The 25,068-nt window shown below is 66.3% G+C and carries 19 protein-coding genes; 10 read left to right on the top strand and 9 right to left on the bottom strand.

Features of this window, described 5'->3' with window-relative positions:
• Positions 1–77: 77 nt before the first annotated feature.
• A complete protein-coding gene (locus ACFPTO_RS14155) occupies positions 78–1,169 on the top strand; it encodes an asparaginase (protein WP_377711959.1) in 1,092 nt (363 codons plus the stop codon).
• A 68-nt stretch (positions 1,170–1,237) separates the two neighbouring features.
• On the opposite strand, the gene ACFPTO_RS14150 is transcribed toward ACFPTO_RS14155, so the two are convergent.
• From ACFPTO_RS14150 to ACFPTO_RS14135, 4 genes are all read right to left on the bottom strand, one after another.
• On the bottom strand, positions 1,238–3,508 hold the full coding sequence (locus ACFPTO_RS14150; protein ID WP_377711958.1) for an amylo-alpha-1,6-glucosidase: 2,271 nt from the start codon (positions 3,506–3,508) through the stop codon (positions 1,238–1,240).
• A 357-nt stretch (positions 3,509–3,865) separates the two neighbouring features.
• Entirely contained in the window at positions 3,866–4,648 is a 783-nt protein-coding gene (locus ACFPTO_RS14145) for an alpha/beta fold hydrolase (RefSeq protein WP_377711957.1), read from the bottom strand.
• 199 nt (positions 4,649–4,847) lie between these two features.
• Complete coding sequence (mreB, locus tag ACFPTO_RS14140; RefSeq protein WP_377711956.1) at positions 4,848–5,924, bottom strand: rod shape-determining protein; 1,077 nt, start codon at positions 5,922–5,924, stop codon at positions 4,848–4,850.
• Between the two features lie 276 nt (positions 5,925–6,200).
• Complete coding sequence (locus ACFPTO_RS14135) at positions 6,201–6,854, bottom strand: alpha/beta hydrolase (RefSeq protein WP_377712113.1); 654 nt, start codon at positions 6,852–6,854, stop codon at positions 6,201–6,203.
• A 242-nt stretch (positions 6,855–7,096) separates the two neighbouring features.
• Here ACFPTO_RS14135 and ACFPTO_RS14130 point away from each other — a divergent pair, with 242 nt between their 5' ends.
• Positions 7,097–8,644, top strand: coding sequence for a DHA2 family efflux MFS transporter permease subunit (locus tag ACFPTO_RS14130; RefSeq protein ID WP_377711955.1), 1,548 nt, complete (start codon positions 7,097–7,099; stop codon positions 8,642–8,644).
• A gap of 63 nt (positions 8,645–8,707) precedes the next feature.
• On the opposite strand, the gene ACFPTO_RS14125 is transcribed toward ACFPTO_RS14130, so the two are convergent.
• The 3 genes from ACFPTO_RS14125 to ACFPTO_RS14115 all read right to left on the bottom strand — a co-directional run bounded on the left by ACFPTO_RS14125 (position 8,708) and on the right by ACFPTO_RS14115 (position 12,169).
• Entirely contained in the window at positions 8,708–9,826 is a 1,119-nt protein-coding gene (locus ACFPTO_RS14125) for a 3-deoxy-7-phosphoheptulonate synthase (protein ID WP_377711954.1), read from the bottom strand.
• A 222-nt stretch (positions 9,827–10,048) separates the two neighbouring features.
• Positions 10,049–11,053 carry a sterol desaturase family protein gene (locus tag ACFPTO_RS14120; protein ID WP_377711953.1) on the bottom strand — a complete coding sequence of 335 codons (1,005 nt, stop codon included), beginning with the start codon at positions 11,051–11,053 and terminating at the stop codon, positions 10,049–10,051.
• Between the two features lie 45 nt (positions 11,054–11,098).
• The gene (locus tag ACFPTO_RS14115; protein WP_377711952.1) at positions 11,099–12,169 is read right to left on the bottom strand and encodes a YncE family protein; all 1,071 of its coding nucleotides are present in this window, start codon (positions 12,167–12,169) and stop codon (positions 11,099–11,101) included.
• Positions 12,170–12,363: 194 nt separating this feature from the next.
• On the opposite strand from ACFPTO_RS14115, the gene ACFPTO_RS14110 reads away from it, so the two are divergent.
• Both ACFPTO_RS14110 and zwf read left to right on the top strand, forming a co-directional pair.
• Positions 12,364–13,680, top strand: a complete 1,317-nt coding sequence (locus tag ACFPTO_RS14110; RefSeq protein WP_377711951.1) for an Nramp family divalent metal transporter — start codon at positions 12,364–12,366, stop codon at positions 13,678–13,680.
• Between the two features lie 163 nt (positions 13,681–13,843).
• Entirely contained in the window at positions 13,844–15,319 is a 1,476-nt protein-coding gene (gene zwf / locus ACFPTO_RS14105; RefSeq protein ID WP_377711950.1) for a glucose-6-phosphate dehydrogenase, read from the top strand.
• A gap of 74 nt (positions 15,320–15,393) precedes the next feature.
• Here zwf and ACFPTO_RS14100 read toward each other — a convergent pair whose 3' ends face one another.
• Both ACFPTO_RS14100 and ACFPTO_RS14095 read right to left on the bottom strand, forming a co-directional pair.
• Positions 15,394–16,713, bottom strand: coding sequence for a hypothetical protein (locus ACFPTO_RS14100; RefSeq protein WP_377711949.1), 1,320 nt, complete (start codon positions 16,711–16,713; stop codon positions 15,394–15,396).
• A 69-nt stretch (positions 16,714–16,782) separates the two neighbouring features.
• On the bottom strand, positions 16,783–17,199 hold the full coding sequence (locus tag ACFPTO_RS14095; protein ID WP_296655038.1) for a MarR family winged helix-turn-helix transcriptional regulator: 417 nt from the start codon (positions 17,197–17,199) through the stop codon (positions 16,783–16,785).
• Between the two features lie 262 nt (positions 17,200–17,461).
• Here ACFPTO_RS14095 and ACFPTO_RS14090 point away from each other — a divergent pair, with 262 nt between their 5' ends.
• The 6 genes from ACFPTO_RS14090 (at position 17,462) to ACFPTO_RS14065 (ending at position 25,045) form a co-directional block, all read left to right on the top strand.
• Positions 17,462–19,456 carry an acetoacetate--CoA ligase gene (locus ACFPTO_RS14090; RefSeq protein WP_377711948.1) on the top strand — a complete coding sequence of 665 codons (1,995 nt, stop codon included), beginning with the start codon at positions 17,462–17,464 and terminating at the stop codon, positions 19,454–19,456.
• 220 nt (positions 19,457–19,676) lie between these two features.
• Positions 19,677–20,429, top strand: a complete 753-nt coding sequence (locus ACFPTO_RS14085) for a DUF3348 domain-containing protein (protein WP_377711947.1) — start codon at positions 19,677–19,679, stop codon at positions 20,427–20,429.
• Between the two features lie 12 nt (positions 20,430–20,441).
• Positions 20,442–22,538: a DUF802 domain-containing protein gene (locus ACFPTO_RS14080; RefSeq protein WP_377711946.1), complete on the top strand. Its 2,097-nt coding sequence runs from the start codon at positions 20,442–20,444 to the stop codon at positions 22,536–22,538.
• Positions 22,535–23,194, top strand: a complete 660-nt coding sequence (locus tag ACFPTO_RS14075; protein ID WP_377711945.1) for an OmpA family protein — start codon at positions 22,535–22,537, stop codon at positions 23,192–23,194. The genes ACFPTO_RS14080 and ACFPTO_RS14075 overlap by 4 nt, the downstream gene beginning before the upstream one ends.
• Positions 23,187–23,795 carry a DUF2894 domain-containing protein gene (locus ACFPTO_RS14070; RefSeq protein ID WP_377711944.1) on the top strand — a complete coding sequence of 203 codons (609 nt, stop codon included), beginning with the start codon at positions 23,187–23,189 and terminating at the stop codon, positions 23,793–23,795. The genes ACFPTO_RS14075 and ACFPTO_RS14070 overlap by 8 nt, the downstream gene beginning before the upstream one ends.
• A gap of 191 nt (positions 23,796–23,986) precedes the next feature.
• Positions 23,987–25,045 carry an alcohol dehydrogenase gene (locus tag ACFPTO_RS14065; protein ID WP_377712111.1) on the top strand — a complete coding sequence of 353 codons (1,059 nt, stop codon included), beginning with the start codon at positions 23,987–23,989 and terminating at the stop codon, positions 25,043–25,045.
• The last annotated feature ends 23 nt before the right edge of the window (positions 25,046–25,068 follow it).

Below are 25,068 nucleotides of genomic sequence, written 5' to 3'. Positions count from 1 at the left end.
CGTGACTACCTCGCCGCCATTAGCGCACGCGTTGTACCATCTCCCCCATCCCGAACACCCGACAAGGTCGATCCATCATGGCAACGCACGCTTTCGAACCCGCCGTCACGGTCTATCGCGGCGGGCTCGTCGAGACGACTCACGCAGCCCACATCGCGGTCGTCGATGCCGATGGCCGGCTGTGCTACGCGTTCGGCAACCCGCACCGCGTCACGCTCGTGCGCTCGGCGGCCAAACCGGCGCAGGCGCTGGCCGTCGCCGAAACGGGTGCGCTCGAGCGCTTCGGCTTCGACGACACCGACCTCGCCCTCATGTGCGGCTCGAACAGCAGCGAGGATCGCCACATCGAACGCGTCCGCCAGATGCTCGCCAAGGTAGCCGCGCAGGAATCGGACATGCGTTGCGGCGCTCACGTGCCGTTATCGGATGCCGTCTACCGCGCGTGGATCAAACGCGACTTCACGCCCGGCCCGGTCTGCAGCAATTGCGCGGGCAAGCATGTGGGCATGCTCGCGGGCGCGCGCGCCATCGAAGCGCCGATAGCCGACTACCACCTGCCCGAGCATCCGTTGCAGGCACGCGTGAAGCACACCGTCGCCGACGTGTGCGACCTGCCCGACGACGGCGTGCAATGGGCCATCGACGGCTGCAATCTGCCGACGCCCGCGTTCCCGCTCGACCGGCTCGCCCGCCTCTATGCCAGGCTCGCAGATGCGGCCGATGCGCTCGTCCCTGGCGGCGCTGCGGGTTCGTTGCGCACGCAAGCGCTCGCACGCATCTACCGCGCGATGACTTCTTATCCGGCGATGGTTGCGGGCGAAGGCCGCTTCTGCACGGTGCTCATGGAAGCGTTCGAGGGCGCGCTCGTCGGCAAGGTGGGCGCCGATGGCAGCTACGCGATCGGCGTGCGTGCGTCCGGCCACGCCGTGCCGCAAGGTAGGGGCCGCGCAATCGGTATTGCGGTGAAGATGGAAGACGGCAACGCGACGGCGCTCTACGCGACCGTCATGGAAGTACTGGCGCAACTGGGCGTCGGCACGGCTGCGCAGCGCGCCGCGCTCGAACGCTTCCACGCGCCGCAAATCCGCAATACGAAGAACGTGGAGACAGGCGGCGTGGCGGCGAACTTCTCACTACGGCCCTGCGCGGATAACCAGCCGACTCGATAGGCGCAGCCGGGGTCATCACCCGCGTGAAGCCCCGGCGTCGTTCGCGCTCGCCGCAACGCGCGCCAGCGCTACAGCAGCGCGACGACCTTCACGTCGCTGCGATCCGCCGACGCAACCACTTTGCCGTCCACGCGGCGGAACGTCAGCGTGACCGCGGCCTTGCCCACACGCAGATCGCGGATCTCGATCCAGTCGATACCTTCGGGCAGTATCGGCTGCTCGACGCGAACTTCGTTGCGCGCCGCATCGATCGATACGCCGAGGCACGCTTCGAGCATCATGAACGGCGAGCCCGCGGCCCACGCCTGCGGCAGGCACGCAACCGGATAGGCGGTCGGCGGCTCGCCGCGCCGTCGAGGGAAACCGCAGAAGAGTTCGGGCAAGCGCATATCGAACGTGACGGCCGCTTCGAAGAGCGCCTGCAACAGACGCACGGCTGCTTCCTTGCGGCCATATCGCGCGAGCCCGCGCGCGCAGATCGCGTTATCGTGCGGCCAGACCGAGCCGTTGTGATAGGCCATCGGATTGAAGCGCGCCTGCCCCGCCGCCAGCGTGCGCACGCCCCATCCGGTATGGAACAGCGCCGATTCGAGCACGCCCGCGACGCTGCGTCCGCGCTCGTATTCGGGCAGGCCGAACGCAAGCAGATGCCCCGCGTTCGACGCCAGCACGCGGCACAGCTCGCCGTGGCCGTCGAGCGCGATGCCGTAGAAATCCGCTTCCTCCATCCAGTATTTTTCTTCGACGCACTGGCGGATCTTCGCAGCCCGCGCGGCGTAGCGGGCCGCGTCTTCGGCGAGCCCGCGCTGCGTGGCGAAGCGCGCCATCGTATCGAACGCCGAACTCGCGTAGGCCTGCACTTCGACAAGCGCAATCGGACCATCGGGGAAGTGTCCATCCGCGTGGAACACCGAATCGTGGCTGTCCTTCCAGCCCTGGTTCGCCAGCCCGCCCTCCGACTCGCGCCGGTAGTCGAGCAACCCGTGCGGATTGCGGTCGCATACACCCGCCACCCACGCTGCCGCGCGTTCGAGCGCGGGCCACAGTTCGTCGATCAGCGCGGTGTCGCCGGTGCGCTCCGCATAGGCGCCCGCGAGCACGACGAAGAGCGGCGTGGAGTCCACGCCGCCGTAGTAGAGCGCAAAGGGCACTTCGCCCGTCGCCGCCATTTCGCTCTTGCGCATCTCGTGCATGATCTTGCCCGGCGCGGCATCGCGAAACGCCGAAGTCTCGCGCGCCTGGTGCGCCGCGAGAAAGCGCAGCACGCCGCGCGCAAGCGCCGGTGTGAGCCACAGCGTCTGCAGCGAGGTGAAGATCGCGTCGCGCCCGAACGGCGTGGAGAACCACGGAATGCCCGCGTACGGATAGGGACCGGTCGGCAAGTCGGTGGTCAGCAAGCCGAGGTCGGCAATCGAGCGGTTGATCCACGCGTTGAAGAGCGGATTGCTCGAACGCACGCGCGCCGTCACGCGGCGGCGCTCGCGCATGACGATATGCGAATCCACGAGCGCCGCGCGCACGGCTGCGCGCCCCACGCGCAGCTCCTTGTCGTCGGCGAGACAATGCGCGGGCTTGACGATGCCCGCGCTCGGCGTGTCGGGCGCGGCGCCCGGCAGGGGCTCGACCTCGATCGTCACCGTCAGGTAGCGCGACACGCAGGCCTGAGCGGGCAACTCGACGGAATAGTCCGCGCGGTCCGCGAAGAGCTTGTTGGGCGGCGGCGAAAACTCGATGCGCACGCGCCGCGCGACCTTGTCGCGACCGATGTATTCGAGCCGCACCTCACCGTCTTCCACGCGCGGCGGCACGAGCGTGCCGCGCGCTTCGCGCTTCAGGCCGCGCACTTCGAACATGTCGCGAAAGTCGCTCGCAAACGAGATCGAGAGCGGCACCGTGGCATCGGTCGTGCCGTAATTCGTGAGTTCGATGGCCTCGGTCATCATCGTGCCCGAGAGCACGCGCGAGCGCTGTACGTGGATCACGCCTTCGGGCGTGGTCTTGCCGCCGAGCGGCGGTAGCGGACGATTGGTGAGATGCGCAGCGAACGCGGTGTTGTCGCTGCTGACGCTGCCGGAGAGCAGCGATGGCGCGCGCCCGCCGAAGGTGAGGCGCAGCGAGGACAGGACGCGCGTGTCGTTGACGAACAGACCGTCGTCGATGCCCGTGATATCGCCGAGCGGATCGTTGACGATAAATGTATCGCCCGACTTCAGCACATGCTGGTCCGCACTTGCGACGTCGGGTGTTTCGGGTGCGATGAATGCGCCGTCCGTGTCGTGGTCGGGATGATCCACACCGCCTGCGCGGGTGACGCCGCCGAGTTCCTCGGGATCCTGCATCGCGTAGCTCCTGTTTCGATCGGGTGTCGACCGGAGTTGGCGCTTCAGCGCTTACTCCGGTCCCATGCAAAGCAAGTCGATCAGAGTGGGTACTTTAGCGCTTACTCTGAATGCGTAGCGCGGTGTTGCCGTACGCGTCGCTTTTCCTGATTGTAGAGGCTTCCGTGTTGGCACGTACATGCGCGCGAGCGCCTCTTGTCGGCACGAAAACTGCGTGACGCGGCGTGCGGCGAGTTGGCGAAGAACAACTGACGCAGAGCGTCGACCTTCGACTCAACACACTGGTTTAAAAAACCATTGAGGACTGCCACGATTTAAAAATAAAAAAACCGGTCCACCCGACGCGAAAGAAAAAACTCAACCGCGCTCGCGCACAAACCGGTCGACGATTGCATTAAACGCCGCCGGAAGCGCGAGATTCATGCCGTGCGACGCACCCATCACAGTGGCGCGCCGTGCATCCCCGAGCCATTCGTCGAGCGCCTCCACCGTGCGATGAAAGACCAGCGGACTCAGCTCGCCGTCGATGAGCAATACCGGGCACGCGATTTCAGCGGCTTTTTCGCGCGTGTACACAGGCAGCGGATCGCGGAATTGCGGCCCGAGCGTGTGCGCGTTATCCGTTGCCATCTTGCGAAACGCGCGCGTGCTGCGCGCCCAGAAGCCCGGCTGGCTGACCGAATCCACGAACAATTCGAGCCCCGCATCGACCTCGCCGGAGTCGATCAATTGCACGGCACGCGCGCGCAGCGTATTGACGGTTTCCGGCAATTGCACGTGCGCCTGTCCCGGCAACTGCACGGGCCCGCCCGGGTCCGCCAGCGTGAGCGTACGCACGCGTTCCGGATGGCGCCGCGCGAACTCGAACGACACGCTGCCGCCGCGAGAATGCCCGATCACGTGAGCCGGTCCGGCACCGAATGCGTCGATAAATTCGGCGATTTCGTCCGCGTGGCGGCTCCAGCTAAAAGGCCGATCGTGCACCGCATCGGCAGCGGGCCAATAGTGCGAGAGGCTCACGGAAACACAGCGGTATTGCTTCGAGAGCCCCGCAAGCTGCGGCTGCCAGTAGCGGTAGTCGCACAGCGAGCCGTGCACGAACAACAGCAACGGCCCCTCGCCGCGCGCGACAAATGGCATGGGCACGCCCCCGGACAATTCGATGAACGATCCGGATGCGGGAAAAACGGCTTGACTCACGGCACGAAGGAATAAAAGCGGAATAAATGGAGCAGAGCGGCACAGCGAAACGGCGGAACGACAATAGCGCCGCGTGTGTCCGTCCGCGAAAAAAGGGGCTATTGTCCCACGATGGCGCGCGCCGCGTGCGACGCGCCATTCATCGGATCAATGCCGCCTGGTCGAATGCACGCGCAAATGCATGCGCGTCGAGGCACGCCGCTGCGAGGCCCGCGCCGCGCACGGCGCAGGTGAGCGGCTCGTCGGCCACGCGCACCGCCACGCCGAGCTCGGCCGCGAGGCACGCGTCGAGCTGCCCGAGCAGCGCGCCGCCGCCGGTCAGCAGGATGCCGGTATCGGCGATGTCGGTCACGAGTTCGGGCGGCGCGGTCTCGAACACCTGCCGCACCGCGCCGATCACCTGACGCAGCGGCACGGCGAGCGCATCCGCGATGTCGTGGCTCGTCAGCTCGATGGTGCGCGGCAGGCCGTCGTCGAGGCTGCGGCCGGTGGCGCGCATGGTTTCGACCGGCTGGCCATGCAGCGCGCTGCCGATGGTCTTTTTCACGTGCTCGACCGTCTGGTCGCCGAGCAAGACGCCATGCAGACCCCGCACGTAATTGATGATGGCGCGGTCGAACTCATCGCCGCCCACGCGCACCGAGCCGCAGCAGGCCAGGCCGCCAAGCGCGATCACGCCGACCTCGGTCGTGCCGCCGCCGATATTGACGACCATCGATCCGGTCGCCGACGCGACGGGCAACCCGGCCCCGATCGCCGAGGCAAGCGATTCGCCGATGAGATTCGCGCTTGCCGCGCCCGCCGCAAGCGCGGTTTCGCGGATCGCGCGGAGCTCCACCTGGTTGGCCGTTGCCGGCACACAGACCGTGAATGAAGCGCGGCGGCCAAGCGGGCGGTGCGTGCGCGCCATCGCCACGAAGCGGCGCATCATGTGTCCCGCAGCGGAGAAATCGGCGATCACGCCGTTGCACAGCGGCCGTACGGGTTCCAGATTCGACGGTGCGCGCCCGAGCAATTCCTTCGCCTCGCGTCCGACGGCGGCGACCGTCGCCTCACCGGCCCCCGCACGGCGCTCGAAGCAGACCACCGACGGCTGATTCAGGACGACGCCCCGGTCTGCCGTATAGATCAACGTGTTCGCGGTGCCGATATCGACCGCCACGTCGTGGCGGGACAGCCTTTTCAGAAACGAGGAATGCGGCGTGGCTTGGGCCATGTCTGTCTTTCTTATATGAAAAGCGGCGCCCTGCCGTCGGGACACCCCGGACGTCGATCCCGATGCGCGTCTGTCTCTGGTCTCACGCCCGGGCGGATCGGGCCTTGTTCGGCCCATTGGCCTGCTTAACGGCCACGGCAGCCGCGGACTTTAGCTGCGCCAAAATTAACTGTGCAGCCGGACCACCCCGTTTCGAACAAATAAATCGCTTATTTGCCCCTCCGCCCCTTTATTTGCAGCCTTATTTGCGCGCTTATTGCACATTCATTGGCGCGTTTATTCGCACGCTTCGAGCGCGCGCACGAGCGCTTCGCGGCCGAGCAGCACGCCCTGCGGCGTAATCGTATGGCCCACACCCGGCAGGACGTACGCGGCCACGGCATAACCCGCGTCGCTGAACGCGATGGCCGCGCGCTCCAGTTCCTGCGCCGGGATCACCTCGTCGTCCTCGCCGTGCACGAGCGTGAGCGCCGTGCGGCTCTTCACGGCAACAGGCGTCACGAGCCGCCCCGCAAAGGCGACCACCACGGCGGCCCCCTCGGGCTGCGTCGCGACGTGATAAAGCGACATGATCGAGCCTTGCGAAAATCCGACCAGCCCGAGCGCGTCGTACGCGAGCCCCCAGTGGGCCAGTTCGGCGTCGAGCCTCTTGCGCTGCACCGCAGCCGCCGCGACGACGCGCTCTTCGCGGTTGCCCTCGTTGATATCGCGCAGGCTGAACCACTGACGCCCGCCGAACCCGCCATCGAACGGCTCGCTGCCGTCGAGCGAAACGAACGCGACACCAGGCAAGGCGTCGCGCCACGTCTCGGCAAGCGGCATCAAGTCCTGCGCGTTGCTACCGACGCCGTGCAGCAGCACGACCACCGCCCGCGCAGCGCCCCCCGCTGGCGCAAGCCGCCAGCCCCCATCGAACGATTCCCAGCCCATTGGAAAATCTCCCTTGTTGGCCTGCTGGCTGTATGAGCGCGGCATGAGCGCCGCGCCAGCGGCGGTCGCCACCCGCCCATTGCGCCCATCGTGTCCGCATGACAGCCGCAAGCATACGCCGAGCGCAAACGGGTTGGTGTCGGCATGGGCGGAGGCCAACCGATTGCGGTTATGCTTGCCCCAAACCGGCGCCGCGCCGTGCACGCAGCATTCTGCCGCCAACGAATCCGCGGAGAACACGCTTGAGCAAGCCCACCCCGCCGCCCCTCGAAGGCGGCCGCCTGATCCTCGCGACCATCGCGGTCGCGCTCGCGACGTTCATGAACGTGCTCGACACGTCGATCGCCAACGTCGCGATCCCGACCATTTCGGGCAATCTCGGCGTTTCCGTCGACGAAGGCACGTGGGTCATCACCGTGTTCGCCGCGGCCAATGCCGTCTCGATTCCGCTTACCGGCTGGCTCACGCAGCGCTTCGGCCAGGTCCGGCTCTTCGTCGCGTCGATCCTGTCGTTCGTCGTGGCCTCATGGCTGTGCGGCATCGCGCCGAGCCTGCCGTTCCTGCTCGTCGCGCGCGTAATCCAGGGCGCGGTCGCCGGGCCGCTGATTCCGCTCTCGCAGGCCATTCTGCTCGGTTCCTGGCCGAAGGAAAAATCGGCCACGGCGCTCGCCTTCTGGGCCATGACGACGACGGTCGGCCCGATCGCGGGCCCCGCGCTCGGCGGATGGATCACGGACAGCTACAACTGGTCGTGGATCTTCTACATCAACATTCCGGTGGGCCTGGTCGCGAGCTTCGTGACGTGGTCCATTTACCGCCACCGCGAATCCGAAACACGCAAGCCGCCCATCGACGTCGTGGGCCTCGGTCTGCTCATCGCGTGGGTCGCGTCGCTGCAGATCCTGCTCGACAAGGGCAAGGATCTCGACTGGTTCAATTCGCCCGTGATCGTCGCGCTCGGCGTCACGGCGCTCATCAGCTTCTCGTTCTTTCTCGTCTGGGAATTGACCGAGGAACACCCGATCGTCGATCTGCGCCTCTTCAAGCAACGCAATTTTCTTGGCGGCACGATTGCGATTTCGGTCGCGTACGCGGTGTTCTTCGGCAACCTCGTGCTGCTGCCGCAGTGGATGCAGGAGTACCTGAATTACCGGTCGGTGGACGCGGGCCTCGTGACCGCGCCGCTCGGCATCTTCGCCCTGATTCTCTCGCCGGTGGTCGGCCGCATCCTGCCGCGCTCGGACGCGCGCGTGATCGCGACGATCGCGTTCGTGATGTTCGCGGTGGTGTTTTTCATGCGCTCGCAGTACGTGATCGAAATCGACACGTTCCATCTCGTGCTGCCGACCCTGCTCCAGGGCATTCCGATGGCGCTCTTTTTCGTGCCGCTCACCGCGATCATTCTTGCGGGCCAGCCGCCGGCCCGCGTGCCTGCCGCCGCGGGGCTTTCGAATTTCGTGCGCGTGTTCTGCGGCGCGGTGGGCACCTCGATTGCGACGAACACCTGGAACAACCGCACGGTACTGCATCACGCGCGGCTCACGGAGCAGGCTTTCGCCGGGAACCCCGTATTCCGCGATTCAATCGAGAACGTGCAGACGCTCCTGCATGTGAGCGAGCCCACTGCGCGCGCGCTGTTCGATTTCCAGTTGAACGCGCAGGCCGCGATGATGGGCCTGAACGATATCTTCTATATTTCCGCGATTATCTTCATAGCCATCATCCCGCTCATCTGGATCACGAAATCGACGACGGGCTCGGGCGGCGGCGGCGCGGCGGGCGCGCACTGAGGCCTGAACAAGGCAAAACGAGCCGGGCGGCAAGCGCATACGCGCTTGCCGCCCGCACGCGCCTTACACCTTTCTGCGCGCGCGCACCGCCTGCGCGAGCGTATCCAGCACAGGTTCGGTCTGCGCCCAGCTGATGCAGGCATCGGTAATCGACACGCCGTACTTGAGCGGCACGCCCGGCTTCAGATCCTGGCGCCCTTCATCGAGGTGACTTTCGATCATGACGCCGGTAATCCGCTTGTCGCCGTCGGCGAGTTGCACGGCGATATCCCCGGCCACTTCGATCTGGCGCTGATGCGCCTTGTTCGAATTCGCATGCGAGCAGTCGATCATGACCGACTCGCGCAAGCCCGCCTTGACGAGCGCTTCGCAGCAGGCCGCCACCGAAGCGTGGTCGTAATTCGGGCCGCTCTTGCCGCCGCGCAGGATCACGTGGCAGTCGTCGTTGCCGCGCGTTTCGAAGATCGCGGCCATGCCCATCTTCGTCATGCCCATGAATGCGTGGCTCGCACGCGCGGCGACGATGGCGTCGGCGGCTACCTGCACGCCGCCATCGGTGCCGTTCTTGAAGCCGATCGGGCACGACAGTCCCGACGCCAGTTGCCGGTGGCTCTGGCTCTCCGTCGTGCGCGCGCCGATCGCGCCCCATGCGACGAGGTCGGCAATATATTGCGGGCTCAGCAGATCGAGGAATTCCGTCGCCGTGGGCAAACCGAGCGCGTTGATGTCGAGCAGCAGTTGCCGCGCAGCGCGCAGGCCTTCGTTGATGCGGAAGCTGCCGTCGAGACGCGGGTCGTTGATATAGCCCTTCCAGCCGACGGTCGTGCGCGGCTTTTCAAAGTACACGCGCATCACGATGAGCAGGTCGTCTTTGAGCGCGTCGGCTTTTTCCTTGAGCCGTTTCGCGTACTCGATGGCCTGGCCGTGGTCGTGGATCGAGCACGGTCCCACCACGACGACGAGGCGGTCGTCGCGCCCTTTGACCGCGTCGGCGATCTGCGCGCGGCTCGTTTCGACGAGCGTCTGCGTTTGCTCCGGCACCGGCAGTTCGTCGAGCAGGAGCGCGGGCGAGATCAGCGGGCGCACGGCGCCGATGCGCACGTCGTCGATGCGGGTGGAGTCAACGGTGGCGTCGGCGACGCCGACTTCGTGGTCGTGCTGCGGGTTGTCGATGCGGATCAAGATGCTCTCCTGCCTCGCGCGTGGCGCGGGTCGTGCGGTCCGGAACGGATGAATGCGCGATTATCGCATCCGGCGGCGCACGGCGTCGGCGAGCACCCTGGCGGGGTTCCAGGCGGGGTTCCAGGCGCACTACAAGCCGGACTTCAAGGAGGACTTCAAGGCGGCATTGCACCGCCCCCGGGTGCGCGGGCCGCGAAGCATGCGGCCTGCGCTTGCCGCGCCTCAGGACGCGGCTTGCTCCCGATAACGCGTGCCGCGCAGGCGCCGCGCAATGCGCACGAGCGCATGCCATTGCTGCGCGATCACGCTTTCGCCGTAGTCGCGCCCGTGGCCGAGCGGCGCGGGCAACTGGTCGCGAATGCCGGTCGGCACCACTTCGGCATTCCACGACGCGGTGCGCAGCAGCATGTCCCACCACGGAAACAGCACGCCGAAGTTGCAGCCGTAATGCATGCCTGCGTGGCCGTAATCGACTGCGTGATGGCGGCGGTGAAACGCCGGGCTCACGATCAGGCGCTCCAGCACCGGGCCGAACGGCAGACGCATGTTGGCGTGCTGCACGCTCTGCATGAAGTTGCCGATGGCAACGAGCACGACGAATTGCGCGGGCTCGACCCCGATGAAGAGCGAAATGCCTGCGAGAAACGCCGCGTTGATGATGTCGTCGAGGAAGTGATTGCGGTCGTCGCACCAGAGCGACATCTGCCGCTGGCTGTGATGCACCGCGTGCAGTTCCCACCAGATGCCGATGCGATGCTGCCAGCGGTGATACCAGTAGCCCGCAAAATCGAGCACGACGAGGTAGATCAGGAACGAGACGAAGGGCTTGTCGGTGACGCCGGGCCACAGGCTGTCCACGTCGATGTTCGGCACGTTGTACATCGCCATCAGGCTCTGCCAGTGGTTGAACACCGGCTGGAGCATAAAGAAGAACGCGAGATTCAGCACGCCGAGTTTCGAGATCCACGTGTACCAGACGTCCGCGCGCAGCGCCTTGCGGTCGGCCCACGCCTCGGCAGGCCGCAGCGCTTCGAGCGGACGCAGGACCAGATACGTGACCACGACTTCGAGGACACCGACGATCACCCAGTAGAGCGCGTCGTAGGTGTCCTCGTCGTAGCTCATGAAGCCGAATTTGTAGAAAAACGGCTGCACCACGTCCACGTAGACGAGCGTTTGCAGCCACGATACGGCGTTATCGAGTTGCGAGACGAGGGTGTCGATCATCGAGTGCCTCGAATGAGTCCTTTGATTCGTGCGGAACGAGTCCGCTCAGTCCGGGTTCGGTGCATAAACCGGCGCGCGATTGGCGAAATAGATGCCGTGCGGCGAGCGGCCCACGGGGATCGTGTCGATCAGCTGGCGCGTCGCGAGGTCGATGATCCCGACCTGCTTCGCGAAGCGAAACGTCACCCACAGATAGCGTTTGTCCGCGGCGAGCTCCATGTCGTCGGGGCCGGGCAAAAGACCCGTGATGTCGGCGACCTTCTCGAGCTTCCGGTAGTCGAGGATGCTGATCGTGCTCTCGACGCGGTTCGACACGGCCACATGGCTGCCATCGTCGAGATTGCGGAAGTTGTGCGCGCCGCGCCCGGTCTGGATCCGTTTCACGACCGTGCGGTTGCGCCAGTCGATCACGGCCACGTCGTCCTCGCCGGTCATGCCGGCGAGCAGGTACTTGTCGCCGGGCGTCATCCACAGGCCCGCTGGCGTATCGCCGACCGGCAGTTTCCAGAGCACCGTCTGCGTGGCCAGGTCGATTGCGGCGATCTCGCCCGTGTCCTGCAGCGTCACGAACACGGTCTTGCTGTCCGAGGTGAACGTCATGTGGCTCGGCGTCTTCCCGAGTTCGATGCGTTTCACGAGCGTGAACTCGTGGTTGTTGTAGCCGTAGATGTCCATGCGGTCGAGGCGCAGCCCGGTCGTCAGGAACCACTTGCGGTCGGGCGAAAAGGCGAGCTGATACGGATCCTCGATGCCCTCCACGCGCCGCTGAACCTTGCCGGTGACCGGGTCGAGGAACATCAGGTCGTTCGAGACCGAATCCGCGACGATCAGCGACTGGCCGTCGGGCGTGACCATCAGGTGGTGCGGCTGCTTGCCGGTCGGCTCGGTGCCGACGACCGTGCGGCTCGCCTCGTCGATGAGCGAGAGCGCCGCCTCGCCGGAATCGAGCACGATGACCCGGTTGCCCGCGCTGTTGGCCACGCTGTTGGCGGCGTTGTTGGCAGCGCTGTTGCGCCTGTCGTCGGCATGGGCGAGCGTGCTGCAAGCGAGCGCGCCCATGAGCACAGCGAAGGCGAGACGGGCCTTGTTTACGGCGATGATCGGGAGTACGGGCATTTCGTCGGACAAACAAATCGAGACAGGCGCGAACCACCGGTTTGTGCTGTGATAGCGGAATCCATCGGCGGCTCGTGCATGGATTTCCCCCTTAACGTGCGAGGGCCGCAATCCGATGACGCGTTTTTGCATGATTCGCGTTGCCGCGCGATGGCGCCCGCCGTTCCGCCCCCCAAATTTCCGAGGAGCCGTGCATGCACCATCGCACCCGCGACGAACCCGTGCACGACGGCCTGACGAAGCGCACCATTACCGCCGTGCGCGAGGCGCTCGAAGGACGCCGCCGCGGCACCGCGCTGCTGCTGCCGCTTGCCGGTCCGGCCGTCGTGGTGTCGGTGGCGTACATGGATCCGGGCAACTTCGCCACCAATATTCAGGCGGGCGCGCGCTATGGCTACGCGCTCCTCTGGGTGGTGCTGCTCGCCAACATCGTGGCGATGCTGTTCCAGTCGCTCTCGGCCAGGCTCGGCATCGTCACGGGCCGCAATCTCGCTGAACTGTGCCGCGAACACTTCCCCGCGCCGGTCGTCTGGGCGATGTGGGTCGTGAGCGAAATCGCGGCCATGGCGACCGATCTGGCCGAATTCCTCGGCGGCGCGATCGGGTTCTCGCTGCTCTTTCATATCCCGCTCATGGCAGGCATGGCCATTACCGCCGTCGTGACCTACGGCCTGCTGCTGTTCGAGCGCACGGGCTTTCGGCCGCTCGAACTCGTGATCGGCGCGCTCGTCGGCATCATCGGGTTCTGTTATCTGCTCGAACTCTTCATCGCGCCCATCGAATGGCCGAGCGTCCTGCGCCATACCTTCACCCCGAGCCTGCCCGACGCACCGGCCGTGATGATCGCCGTCGGCATCATCGGCGCGACGGTCATGCCGCACGCCCTCTTCCTGCATTCCGGCCTGACCCAGGCGCGCGTCGCGCCGCGCAACGAGATCGAGCGCACGCGGCTATTACGTTTCTCCAATATCGAGGTCGTGATCGCGCTCTCCATCGCCGGACTCATCAACATGGCGATGGTCATCACGGCGTCGGGCGCGTTTCACCAGGGCTTCCCTGACGTGGCGGAAATCGAGTCGGCCTATCGCACGCTCGTGCCGCTGCTCGGCGCCAGCGCGGCGGGCATCTTTCTGGTCTCGCTGATCGCCTCGGGCATCTCGAGTTCGGTCGTCGGCACGATGGCGGGGCAGATGATCATGCAGGGCTTCATCGGCTTCCAGATTCCGGTGTGGCTGCGCCGCGCCGTGACGATGGTGCCGAGCTTCGTGGTGGTGGGCTTCGGCATGAACGCTACCGAGGCGCTCGTTGTGAGCCAGGTCGTGCTGAGCCTTGCGCTGCCCGTGCCGATGGCCGCGCTCGTCTGGTTCACGAGCCGCGCCGACGTGATGGGTTCGTATCGCAATCGCCCGCTCACGGCCGGGTTCGCCGTGGCGGGCGCCATGGCCGTGCTCGCGCTCAACGTGGTCTTGCTGCTCGATACCTTTGGCGTGACGGTGCCGGGGCTCGGCTAGTGGCGGCGCGCCATGAATGCCGTCCGCGTGCAAAATCCCCGGAAACCATGCAGTATTAGTTCTTTTCGCCGCTCCATATCGCCCGTCCGGCGGCCCGTCCGACGCGGCTTTTTCGAAACCGGTGCGCCGCCTGCGCGCCACCATGCGTCACATTCAATCCGCCATGACGAAACAGCCTGTCCACGCCGTGCCCAACCTGCCCCTCGACATGATCATCTTCGGCGGCGGAGGGGATCTTGCCGCGCGCAAGCTGCTGCCCGCGCTCTATATGGCGCACCTGCACGACAATCTGCCCCGCGACACGTGCATCGTCGCGGTGGGCCGCAAGAACTGGACGATCGAGGAATACCGCGCGTTCATGGACGAGCAGTCGCGCCCGTTCGTCGACGCCAAGGCGTTCAACCAGGAGGCATGGGACCGCTTCCTCGGCCTGTTCAAGTACGTGATCATCGACGTGAACGCGCCCGCGGACTATGCGCATCTGCGTGATGCCTCGCGCGCCGACGCGCTGCGCGTGTTCTATCTCTCGACCTCGCCCGAACTCTTCACGACGATCTGCGACAACCTCTCGTCGGCGTCGCTCGTGGACGAACGCTCGCGCGTCGTGCTCGAAAAACCGCTGGGTCACGATCTCGCTTCGGCGAAAGAGATCAACGAATCGGTGGGCCGCCATTTCGCGGAGTCGCAGATCTACCGCATCGACCACTATCTGGGAAAAGAGACGGTGCAGAACCTGATGGTGCTGCGCTTCGGCAATCCGATTTTCGGGCCGCTGTGGCAGGCGCCGTACATCCGCAGCGTGCAGATCACGGTGGCGGAGACCGTCGGCGTGGGCAGCCGCGCCGGTTTTTACGACCACACCGGCGCGCTGCGCGACATGGTGCAGAACCACCTGCTGCAACTGCTCTGCATCGTTGCCATGGAGCCGCCGGTCTCGCTCGACCCGGACGCCGTGCGCGACGAAAAGCTTAAGGTGCTGCGCTCGCTGCGCCCGATGTCGGTCGCCGATATCGCACGCGACACCGTGCGCGGCCAATACGCGGCGGGCGCCGTGGACGGCCAGCCGGTGATTGGCTATCTCGAAGAGGACAACGTGCCGCCCGGCAGCCGCGCGGAGACCTTCGTTGCGCTGCGCGCGCACATCAATAACTGGCGCTGGGCCAACGTGCCGTTCTTCCTGCGCACGGGCAAGCGCATGCAAAAACGCCAGTCGGAGATCGTCATCGAATTCGCGGATCTGCCGTTCTCGATCTTTCCGAGCGGCCCGCGCAATTACGGCAACCGCCTCGTGATCCTGCTTCAGCCCGAAGAGTCGATCCAGTTGCAGATGCTCGCAAAGGAACCGGGCAGTGGCATGAACATCCTGCCCGTGAACCTGAACCTCGATCTGAAGCAGGCGATCCCCGAGCGCCGCGCCGAAGCTTATGAGCGTCTGCTGATCGACGTGGTCCGCGGCCGCCTCACGCACTTCATGCGCCGCGACGAACTCGAAGCGGCATGGACGTGGGTCGAGCCGATTCTCAACGGCTGGGAGCAGCTCGGCGACCGGCCGCGCACCTACACGGCAGGCACGTACGGACCGGCTGCTTCGTCGGCGCTGCTCGCGCGCGAAGGCATGTCCTGGCCCGAGGAAGTCTGATCCGGCTGGATCGCTTGTGGATCAAGCACGACTCGCGCGCAATCCGCGCACTCTTCACGCACGATCCACCCACTTCAGGCCACGCGCACGCGCACGGCCATCATCGCCTCGAACGCGTCTGGAATGCGCTGTACGTAAACGTTCTTATGCGCGAGTTCGCCGTCATGGCGCTCGCGATGCACGAGCATCGTCGCGTTCGCTTCGAACACGAACACGCTGCCGTCAGGCCGCAGCGTGAAATCCACCCCCGCGTAGTCGAGATCGAGCCGCTGTCCGATGGCGGCGATTGCAGCCGCGCCGCGCGCACCAAGCGCCGCGGCGGGGTCGGCGAGGAAGCGCGCTTCTTCATCGAGCTTCCAGCGCACGCCCTCCATGCCCGCCGAAAAGTAATGCACCATCCAGTGCGGCGAAATCGCGAGATGGTACGGATACGGCCTGCGGTCGACGAAAGCCATGCGGTACTTGCGGCATGCGCCATCCGCGTCGCGCGTGTCGTGAAACGCGCTGACGTAGAACGGGCCCGATTGCGCGGCCAGCGCCGCGTCGAGTTCGGCGCGTGTGTCGCAGCGCAGCAGGCCCTCGCCGCCGTGCGTGGCGACAGGGCGCACGAGCAGCGGCAACGCCAGCCCGGCAGCATCGATGCACGCGCACGCCTTATCCATCGCTTCGATGCGGATGCAAGCGGCGGTGTGCACGTCTTGCAGACCATGCAGCAACGCGGGAAGCCGGTCGCGCCGCGTGGCCGCCACACGTTCGGGCATGTTCAGGAACGGATGCGCGAACGCGTGAGCGAATTGCGTCACGCGCGCATGCAGCGGCTCGGCGATATCCGGATCTCCGATTGCGTTGAATGCAAGATCGGCTGGCGGCAGGCTCGCGTCTTCTTGCGGCTGCGCGTAATCGAGGGCGTATTTGATGCGCGCGTTGCGCGGCGTCGGCACAAGCAGATCGAACGGCACGTTGCCCGCCGAGCGCCCCGCGCACAACAGCAACACCCGGCGCACCGGCTCGCCCGACGCTTCCACGTAGACGCGTTGCAGCGCATAGGCGCGGTCGCGGCAACGTTGCGCGGCATCGGCGCGTCCCGCCTGCGCGTGAATGGCCGCGAGATTCTGCCAGGCTGCGGCCTGAGCCACATCGAGATCGAGCGCGAGTTCGTACCAGCGTTGCGCGAGCGCGTGATCGCCCTTCATGAAGTAGCCCGTGGCCACCATGCAGACACGCGCCGCGCCGTCCGATCCGGTACCCGCCGCACGCGCGTCGAGCGCCTCTGCGGCAATCAGATGCGCGAGCGCGGCCAGTTCATCGCCCGCGGCGCGCGCGTGTTGCGCGGCCTCGCGAAGTTGCGCGGGCGTATCGGTCATGACGGGAAGCAGAGCGTCGGTCATCGGCATGCCCGTGTCCTGCGGGCCGGCTGTGGGCGAAGCGTGAAGTCTAACGGCACACGCAACAGCCTTGCAAAATCAGCCCAGCGTCGCGCGCGCCGTGCGCAAACGCGCGACCGTCGCAACAAACGCCTCGCCACCGAGCGTGCGCTTGATCCGGCCGGTCACGGCCGCGCTCGCGCCATTGAGTGCTTCGCGAATCGCGAGCGCCTTGGCCGTCGGCACGATCGCCACTTCACGGCCGTCGCCTTCGGTACGTTGGCGCTCCACGTAGCCGCGCGCTTCGAGGCCGTCGAGCACCCGCGTCGCCGTGGGCCGTGCGATTGCAAGCAGGTCCGCGAGTTCATGCTGAAGCACGTGCGGACGATCCAGCACGGCGCGCAGCATGAAAGCCTGCGGCGGTGTGAGGTCGAAGGGCTCGAACGCACCGGACCACTCGCGTTCCAGCCGCCGCGCCAGCGCCGCAGTATTGAAGTAGAGACACTGATCGAACATTTGCCAAGCATAGCCCCATTTCGCGCACCACGTCCCCGCCCCAATAAACGGTAAAAAGCGGCAAAAAGCGGAAAAAAATCAGCGATGAAGCCCGTGACCACGCACGCAAACAATTACGCAACTGAGCACGACAAACCGCGCGGCACGAGCGATCTCGGCGTTTAACCGGGTGGCGGGCCTGGCGCAAAAAATGGTACCCAATGCCATTGAGCGCGCCCGTGACTGAACGCCGCCCCATTCGCAACGCAAGGAAACCGAAAACGTGAGTCCGTCCACCGAAGCAAACGCACCGATCGCCTGGGCGCCGTCGCCCGAAACCGTCGCGAATGCGCGCATCACCGAATTCATGCACTGGCTCGCGCGCGAGTGCGGCCTCGCCTTCGACGATTACGACGCGCTCTGGCGCTGGTCCGTCGACGATCTCGACGCTTTCTGGTCGGCGATCTGGGACTGGGCCGGCATTGCCTCGGATACGCCGCGCGGCCAGGCGCTCGCCGATGCCGCGATGCCCGGCGCGCGCTGGTTTCCCGGCGTGCAGCTGAACTACGTCGCGCAGGCGTTCCGTTACGCGACGTCCGCGCGCCCCGCCATCGTTCACCGCAACGAGGCGGGTGAGGACGGCGAAATAAGCTGGGCCGAACTGGAGCGCCAGGTGGCCGCGCTCGCGGCGACGCTGCGCGGCATGGGCGTGCAGCGCGGCGACCGCGTGGCGGCATTCATGCCCAACATCGCGCAGACCGTCGTCGCGTTCCTGGCCACCGCGAGCGTGGGCGCAATCTGGTCGGTGTGCTCGCCCGACATGGGCCGCCTCGCGGTGCTCGACCGCTTCCGCCAGATCGAGCCCGCGGTGATGATCGCCGTCGACGGCTACCGCTATGCGGGCAAGCCGTACGACCGCCGCGCGCTGCTGCACGAACTCCTCGACGAGCTGCCGAGCGTACACCACGTCGTGCTCGTGCCGAATCTCGACGCGCAGGCGAATGCCGCTGAATTCCCGCACGGCGTGGCATGGGCCGAGGCCATTGCGGGCGACGCGACACTCGAAACCGAATCGCTGCCGTTCGATCACCCGCTGTGGATCGTCTATTCGTCGGGCACGACCGGGTTGCCCAAGCCGATCGTCCACTCGCACGGCGGCATCGTGCTGGAGCAGGTGAAGATCGCGGCGCTGCATTTCGACTTGCGCCCCGGCGACCGCTACAACTGGTATTCCAGCACCGGCTGGATCATGTGGAACTGCCAGGTGGGCGGCCTGCTTGCGGGCGCAACCTTGTGCCTCTACGACGGCAGCCCCGGCTATCCCGATCCCGGCGCCTTGTGGCGTTTCATCGGCGACGCGCGGGTCGACTTCTTCGGCGCGGGCTCCGCGTTCTATCAATCGTGCCTGAAGGCAGGCATCGAGCCGCGCCAGCTAACCGACCTGTCCCGCCTGCGCGCGGTCGGCGCGACCGGCTCGCCGCTGCCGCCCGAAGCGTACCGGTGGATTCTCGATCATGTCGGCGACGTGTGGATCGACGCGATTTCCGGCGGCACCGATTTCGCCGGATGCTTCCTGGCGGGCGTGCCGACGCTGCCGGTGCGGCTCGGCGAAATGCAGTGCCGCTGCCTCGGCGCGCGCGTCGAGGCGTTCGACGACGCGGGCAAGCCGCTCATCGACGAGGTCGGCGAACTGGTCTGCACGGCGCCGATGCCGTCGATGCCGCTGCGCTTCTGGAACGACGCGAACGACACGCGCTATCGCGACAGCTATTTCGATGTCTGGCCGGGCGTGTGGCGTCACGGCGACTGGGTGCGTATCACGGCGCACGGCGGCGCGGTCATCTACGGCCGCTCTGACGCGACCATCAATCGCCACGGCATCCGCATGGGGACGAGCGAGCTTTATCGCGCCGTGGAAGATCTTCCCGAGGTGCTCGACAGCCTCGTCGTGGACCTCGAATACCTGGGCCGCGAGTCGTATATGCCGCTCTTCGTCGTGCTCCGGCCCGATCATGTGCTGACACCGGAATTGACGGCGGCGATCCGCGAGCGCATCAAGGTCGCGCTCTCCGCACGGCATGTCCCCGACGAAGTGTTTCAGGTGCCGGGCGTGCCCCGCACGCTCTCCGGCAAGAAGATGGAGCTGCCCATCAAGAAGCTGCTGCTCGGACAGCCGCTCGACAAGGTCGCCAATCCGGGGACGATGGCCAACCCCGAGACGCTCGCCTGGTTCGATGCTTTCGCACGCGCGATGGAACAGCGGCGGTCGAAGGGGTGAGGCGGCGCGGCCCTTGCGACGCCGTGCATCGCGCCCGTCACGGCGCGTTTTGAGCGCTGCATTTTGCGCGGTTTTTAACGCTGCTTTGATCACTGTATCTCGCGCTCAAAACACGCTGCCCGCACCGCCAAAATGCCCCGTCAACCCACTCCGCCGACAAGGCTCTCACGGCCCGAACCGCGCCAGCGTGTAAACTGCTGCCTTTTTTGCCTCTCGCAGCATGGTGCAAGCCCCCCGGCGACCGGCGCTGAGCGGACCAACGCTCGTACGCCTGCTCGCGCAACTGGCCGACGCCGACTTCGCCGAACCGCCGCAGTCGCTCTCGGACCGCCTGAGCCAGTGGCTCGTCTGGACTGACGCCATCGCGCTGTCCACGGCGCTGAGCGGACAGCCGCCAACCGTCGCGACAGGCACGGCGGGCATGGCAGGCGCACGCGCGTCCGGCGGCGACGAGGCGAAAAACCTCTGCACGAGCGTGCGCAGCGCGCTGACGAAGGTGATCGCCCGCGAGCACGCGCCCGCTCCCGCCCAGCGCGGTGTGCGTGCCGCGGCTCACGTTGCGCCGGTAGACGAATCTGCCGACCAGGCCAACCAGGTCGACTACCGCGAATATCGCCAGCGCCATCTCGCGATCCAGCAGACCCTGGAAACCGAGATCGGCCAGTTGCGCGGCCGCCTGCGCGCGATGCTGGCAGCAACTACGCCAGCGCTCGCGCGCCTTGCGGCGGTGGACGCGATCATGGAGCGCTCGCTAGGTACGCGCGAGCGCAGTTTGCTGGCTTCGGTGCCCGCCTTACTCGGCGCGCACTTCGAACGGCTGCGCGCGGCACAGGCCGCGGGCGAGCCGGAAGCCGTCGCGCGTGGCGTGTGGCTCGACAGGTTCTGCAAGGACAGGCAGAGCGTATTGCTCGCCGAACTCGAAGTTCGGTTTCAACCGGTGGAAGGACTGCTCGCAGCCCTTCGCGCCCGCTAACCCCATAGTTTTATGTCCCGATTTCGTTTCGACCTCGTTGTATTTCTCGCCGGTTGTGCGGCGCTCTGCTGGATCGCCTTCGGCTATCTCGGCACGAATCCGCTGGCGCTCGCCGTCACGCTGCTGATCGGCGCCTGCTATTTCGCGGGTGCACTCGAACTGTGGCGCTATCGGCAGGCGACCGCCACGCTCGAACACGCCGTGACCGCGCTTGCCGAGCCGCCCGCCACGCTCGGCGCATGGCTCGAACGGATCGATCCCGGCCTGCGCGGCCCGGTGCGCCTGCGCGTGGAAGGCGCGCGCGCGGCCCTGCCCGGCCCCGCGCTGACGCCGTATCTGGTGGGCCTCCTCGTCCTGCTCGGGATGCTCGGCACGCTGCTCGGCATGGTCGCCACGCTCAAGGGCACGGGCGCGGCGCTCGAAAGCGCCACCGATCCGCTCGCGATCCGCGCTTCGCTCGCCGCGCCGGTCAAGGGGCTGGGCTTTGCCTTCGGGACGTCGATTGCGGGCGTCGCCACCTCTGCCATGCTCGGGCTGCTCTCGGCGCTCGTGCGCCGCCAGCGCAGCGACGCGGCCCAGCAACTCGACACGCGAATCGCGACGACCTTGCGCGTTTTCTCGCATGCGCATCAACGCGAAGCAAGCTTCCAGTTGCTGCAGCGCCAGGCCGAGGCCATGCCCGTGCTCGTGGATCGTCTTCAGGCGATGATGCAGGCCATCGAGCAGCAAAGCCTCGCACTGAACGAGCGGCAGATCGCCAGCCAGCAGCAGTTCTTCGGCAAAGTCGAAGCCAGCTACGCGGAACTCGCCGCATCCGTCGCGCGCTCGCTCAAGGATGGCGCCGCCGAAAGCGCGCGTGCCGCGGGCGCGGCGATCCGCCCGGCGGTGGAAAGCATGGTGCAAGGCGTCAAGGCCGAAACGGCCGCGCTGAACGCTGCCGTCACGCAAGCCGTCGAGCGGCAGATGACCGGACTCTCGACCAGCCACGAAACGACCGCAGCCACCGTTTCGACGCTGTGGCGCGAGGCCCTCGCCGATCATCGCCGGTCGAGTGAAACGTTGTCGACCGATCTGCGCGCATCGTTCGAGCGCTATGCGGCCACCTTCGAAACGCGTTGCGCGGATCTGGTCGACGGCATCGCCGCACGCCTCGACCGTACGGCGGGCACGGCAGCAGAGAACTGGAACACCGCGCTTTCCCAGCAGATGCGCGCGAACGAACAACTCGCCGCGGACCATCAGCAGGCCCTGTCCGTTGCAGCCGCAACATTCGGGCAGCACGCGGCAGCGCTGCTGCACGACGTGAATGCATCGCACGCGCAGTTGCAGGCGGGGCTCGTGTCGCAAGACGCGGCGCGGCTCGACGCGTGGCGCGAAAGCGTCGCTTCGATGAGCGCGACGCTCTACGCACGCTGGGACGACGCGGCCGTGCAGAACACTACCAGGCAGCAGGCCATCTGCGACACGCTGGAGCGCACCGCGAGCGCCATCGCCGCGCAAACACAGGCCCAGGCGCGCGACACCGTCGCCGAGATCGCGCGGATCGTCGAAGCCGCCTCGGAAGCACCGCGCGCCGCTGCTGAAGTGATCGCCGAACTGCGCCAGAAGCTCTCGGAGAGCATGGTGCGCGATACCGCGATGCTCGAAGAACGCAGCCGCCTGCTCGCCACGCTCGAAACCCTGCTCAACGCCGTGAATCACGCATCCACGCAACAGCGCGGCGCAATCGATGCGCTCGTCAGCACGTCGGCGGAACTCTTCGAGCGCGTCGGCGCGCAATTCACGGATCGCGTGGCATCCGAAACGAACAAGCTCGACGGCATCGCCGCGCAGATCACACACGGCGCCGTCGAAGTGGCGAGCCTCGGCGACGCGTTCGGCGCATCGGTGCATGCGTTCGGCGAATCGAACACACAACTCGTCGCGCAACTGCAGCGCATCGAAGGCGCGCTCGACAAGTCGCTCGCGCGCAGCGACGAACAGCTTGCGTACTACGTTGCGCAGGCGCGTGAAGTTGTCGATCTCAGCATGCTGTCGCAAAAGCAGATCATGGAAGGTCTCCAGCAGCTTTCCGCACGGCGCGCAGCGGCGGGAGCCGAAGCCGCATGAGCGAGGACATCGACGGTGGCATCGACGGTGGCTTCGAACCCGCAACGCCCATCTGGACCGCCTTCAGCGACCTGATGTCGGCGCTGCTGGGCGCGTTCGTGCTGATCCTCGTGGCGGTGATCGGCGTGCAGCTCGAACTCTCGACCCAGCTCGACCACGAAATCAAGCAGCGTCAGCTCGAAACGCAGCGGCGCAAGACGCTGGAACAGGCGCTCGCGGGGCCGCTCGCGTCGGGCCGGGTCACGCTCGTCAACGGGCGCATCGGCATTAGCGGCAGCGTGCTGTTCGCGCTGAACTCCGACCAGTTGCAGCCCGAGGGCCGCGTACTGCTCAAGAGCCTGGCCGGGCCGCTTGCGGCTTACCTGAAAGCGCGCGACGAGACCCTGATGGTGAGCGGCTTCGCCGACGACCAGCAGGTGCACGCGGGCAACCACCGCTTCGCCGATAACTGGGAACTGTCGGCGCAGCGCGCGTTGACGGTGACGCGCGCGCTTATCGACGAAGGCGTGCCTGCATCGTCCGTGTTTGCGGCGGCGTTCGGCTCCGAGCAGCCGGTGAGTTCGAACGCGGACGCCGTTGGCCGCGCGAAGAACCGGCGCGTGGAAATCGCGCCGGTCCCGCGATCGACGGCTTCCGGTGGTGAGCGCGGTGAATAACGACGCCAGGGACGCTAACGAAGCGATGCCGACCGACGCGCAGCGCGGCGCGGACCGGCTCGATCCTGTGCGCGCCCGCTTCATTGAGGCGCTGGAGCGGCGTGCGGCAAGTCAGAGCGGTAAAGCACGCGAATTGCTGAATGCCACGTTATCCGAATTGATTGCGCAAAGTTCGGCGTCCTTTGGCAACGCCGAATCTGCCGTATCTGCAGTAACGCCGATCGACCGCGCACCCGCTACTGGCCCGTTGCGCGAACTGGCCAACCTGATGACCGAACCGGCGAACGGCCGCGCGCGGCCCTCCGCGCCCGAAATGCTCGACTACTTCCGCCGAACCTGGGCCACCGTGCGCACGGAAAGCCAGTTGCGCCAGTCGCTCGTGCAGGTTCCGCAAAACGCCGGACCGCTCAATTCCAGCAGCCTCGTGCATCGGGCGCTTTCGTTGATGCGCGAGCTTTCGCCAGGATATCTCCAGCACTTTCTTTCCTACGTGGACGCGCTGTCCTGGATGGAGCAGCCAGGCATCGCCGACGCGGCGGCAAGTAAAGAACCGACGCGCACGGCCAGCGGCAGGAAGAGCACGCGCAGCAAGGCTCGCTAGTCCGCGTGCCCTTCAGGGCGATCTGATGTTCACAACACGAATTCGCTAAACGAGTTCACATCACGGCTTCACGACCCGAATCAAACCACCCTGCCCCCGCGCACGAGCGATCCGCTATGATGCGGATGATTCGTCATCGCTTTCCTCATCGCTGAACCGTCCTACTTTCATTCACGGAGATATCGATGCAGATGCGCTGCTTTTGCGTCACTGGCCACGGCCAGCCGCTCGAACTGATTCACCAGGACATCCCGCAACCCCAGGGCACCGAAGTCCTCGTCCGCGTGAAGGCGGCGGGACTGTGCCACTCGGATCTGCATATCTGGGAGGGTTACTACGACCTCGGCGGCGGCAAGAAACTCTCGCTCGCCGACCGCGGCATCAAACTGCCGCTCACGCCCAGCCATGAAATCTCCGGCGAGGTCGTCTCAGCGGGCCCCGATGCGGGCCCCGTGCAAACCGGCATGATCGCCGTCGTGCATCCCTGGATCGGTTGCGGCGCATGCCCGGCCTGTCTGCGCGGCGAAGAGAATATCTGCGTGAGGCCGCAATCGCTCGGCGTCATGCGGGCGGGCGGCTTCGCCGAGTATGTGATCGTGCCGCACCCGCGCTATCTGGTCGATCTCGGCGGGCTCGACCCTGTCAAAGCCGCACCGCTTGCCTGCGCGGGCGTCACCACGTATTCCGCTATCAAGAAGTTCGGCGACCGCATTCATGAAACGCCGGTCGTCGTGATCGGCGCGGGCGGTCTCGGGCTCATGGCCATCGAAGTCATCAAGGCGCTTGGCGGCAAGGGCGCGATTGTCGTCGATATCGATGCGGACAAACGCGAAGCCGCGTTGAAGGAAGGCGCGCTCGCTGCCATCGACGCCCGCGCGCCCGACGCCGCGACGCAGATTGTCGAAGCCGTGGGCGGAGCCTGCGGCGCGCGCGCCGTGCTTGATCTGGTCGGCTCGACGTCGACCGTCTCGCTTGCGCTCGATTCATGCGCGCGCGGCGGCCATGTGGTGATCGTGGGCCTGATGGGCGGCGACATTACGCTGGCCTCGCCGATTATCCCGATGCGTCCGCTGCGTATCGAAGGCAGCTACGTCGGCACGCTGGCCGAGTTGCGCGAACTCGTTGCGCTGATGCGCGACGGCAAGATCCGGCCCGCGCCGGTGACGACCCGGCCGCTCGACGAAGTCAACGATGCGCTTCGTGCGCTGCAGCAAGGCCGTGTGGTGGGACGGCAAGTGCTGATTCCCTGAGCGGCGTCAAAGGTCGTTCGCAG

The organism is Paraburkholderia denitrificans (assembly GCF_042655705.1).
Taxonomy (GTDB): Bacteria; Pseudomonadota; Gammaproteobacteria; order Burkholderiales; family Burkholderiaceae; genus Paraburkholderia; species Paraburkholderia denitrificans.
Note: the sequence above shows the minus strand (reverse complement) of the source record. Positions and strands in the feature narration are given on the sequence as shown.

Coding starts and splice junctions, on each gene's coding strand:
- ACFPTO_RS14115 (WP_377711952.1), bottom strand. CDS start 12,169: ATGCCCGTACTCCCGATCATCGCCGTAAACAAGGCCCGTCTCGCCTTC.
- ACFPTO_RS14135 (WP_377712113.1), bottom strand. CDS start 6,854: ATGGGCTGGGAATCGTTCGATGGGGGCTGGCGGCTTGCGCCAGCGGGG.
- ACFPTO_RS14080 (WP_377711946.1), top strand. CDS start 20,442: ATGTCCCGATTTCGTTTCGACCTCGTTGTATTTCTCGCCGGTTGTGCG.
- ACFPTO_RS14075 (WP_377711945.1), top strand. CDS start 22,535: ATGAGCGAGGACATCGACGGTGGCATCGACGGTGGCTTCGAACCCGCA.
- ACFPTO_RS14095 (WP_296655038.1), bottom strand. CDS start 17,199: ATGTTCGATCAGTGTCTCTACTTCAATACTGCGGCGCTGGCGCGGCGG.
- ACFPTO_RS14120 (WP_377711953.1), bottom strand. CDS start 11,053: ATGATCGACACCCTCGTCTCGCAACTCGATAACGCCGTATCGTGGCTG.
- ACFPTO_RS14150 (WP_377711958.1), bottom strand. CDS start 3,508: ATGCAGGATCCCGAGGAACTCGGCGGCGTCACCCGCGCAGGCGGTGTG.
- ACFPTO_RS14085 (WP_377711947.1), top strand. CDS start 19,677: ATGGTGCAAGCCCCCCGGCGACCGGCGCTGAGCGGACCAACGCTCGTA.
- mreB (WP_377711956.1), bottom strand. CDS start 5,924: ATGGCCCAAGCCACGCCGCATTCCTCGTTTCTGAAAAGGCTGTCCCGC.
- ACFPTO_RS14110 (WP_377711951.1), top strand. CDS start 12,364: ATGCACCATCGCACCCGCGACGAACCCGTGCACGACGGCCTGACGAAG.
- ACFPTO_RS14155 (WP_377711959.1), top strand. CDS start 78: ATGGCAACGCACGCTTTCGAACCCGCCGTCACGGTCTATCGCGGCGGG.
- ACFPTO_RS14100 (WP_377711949.1), bottom strand. CDS start 16,713: ATGCCGATGACCGACGCTCTGCTTCCCGTCATGACCGATACGCCCGCG.
- ACFPTO_RS14065 (WP_377712111.1), top strand. CDS start 23,987: ATGCGCTGCTTTTGCGTCACTGGCCACGGCCAGCCGCTCGAACTGATT.
- zwf (WP_377711950.1), top strand. CDS start 13,844: ATGACGAAACAGCCTGTCCACGCCGTGCCCAACCTGCCCCTCGACATG.
- ACFPTO_RS14145 (WP_377711957.1), bottom strand. CDS start 4,648: ATGCCATTTGTCGCGCGCGGCGAGGGGCCGTTGCTGTTGTTCGTGCAC.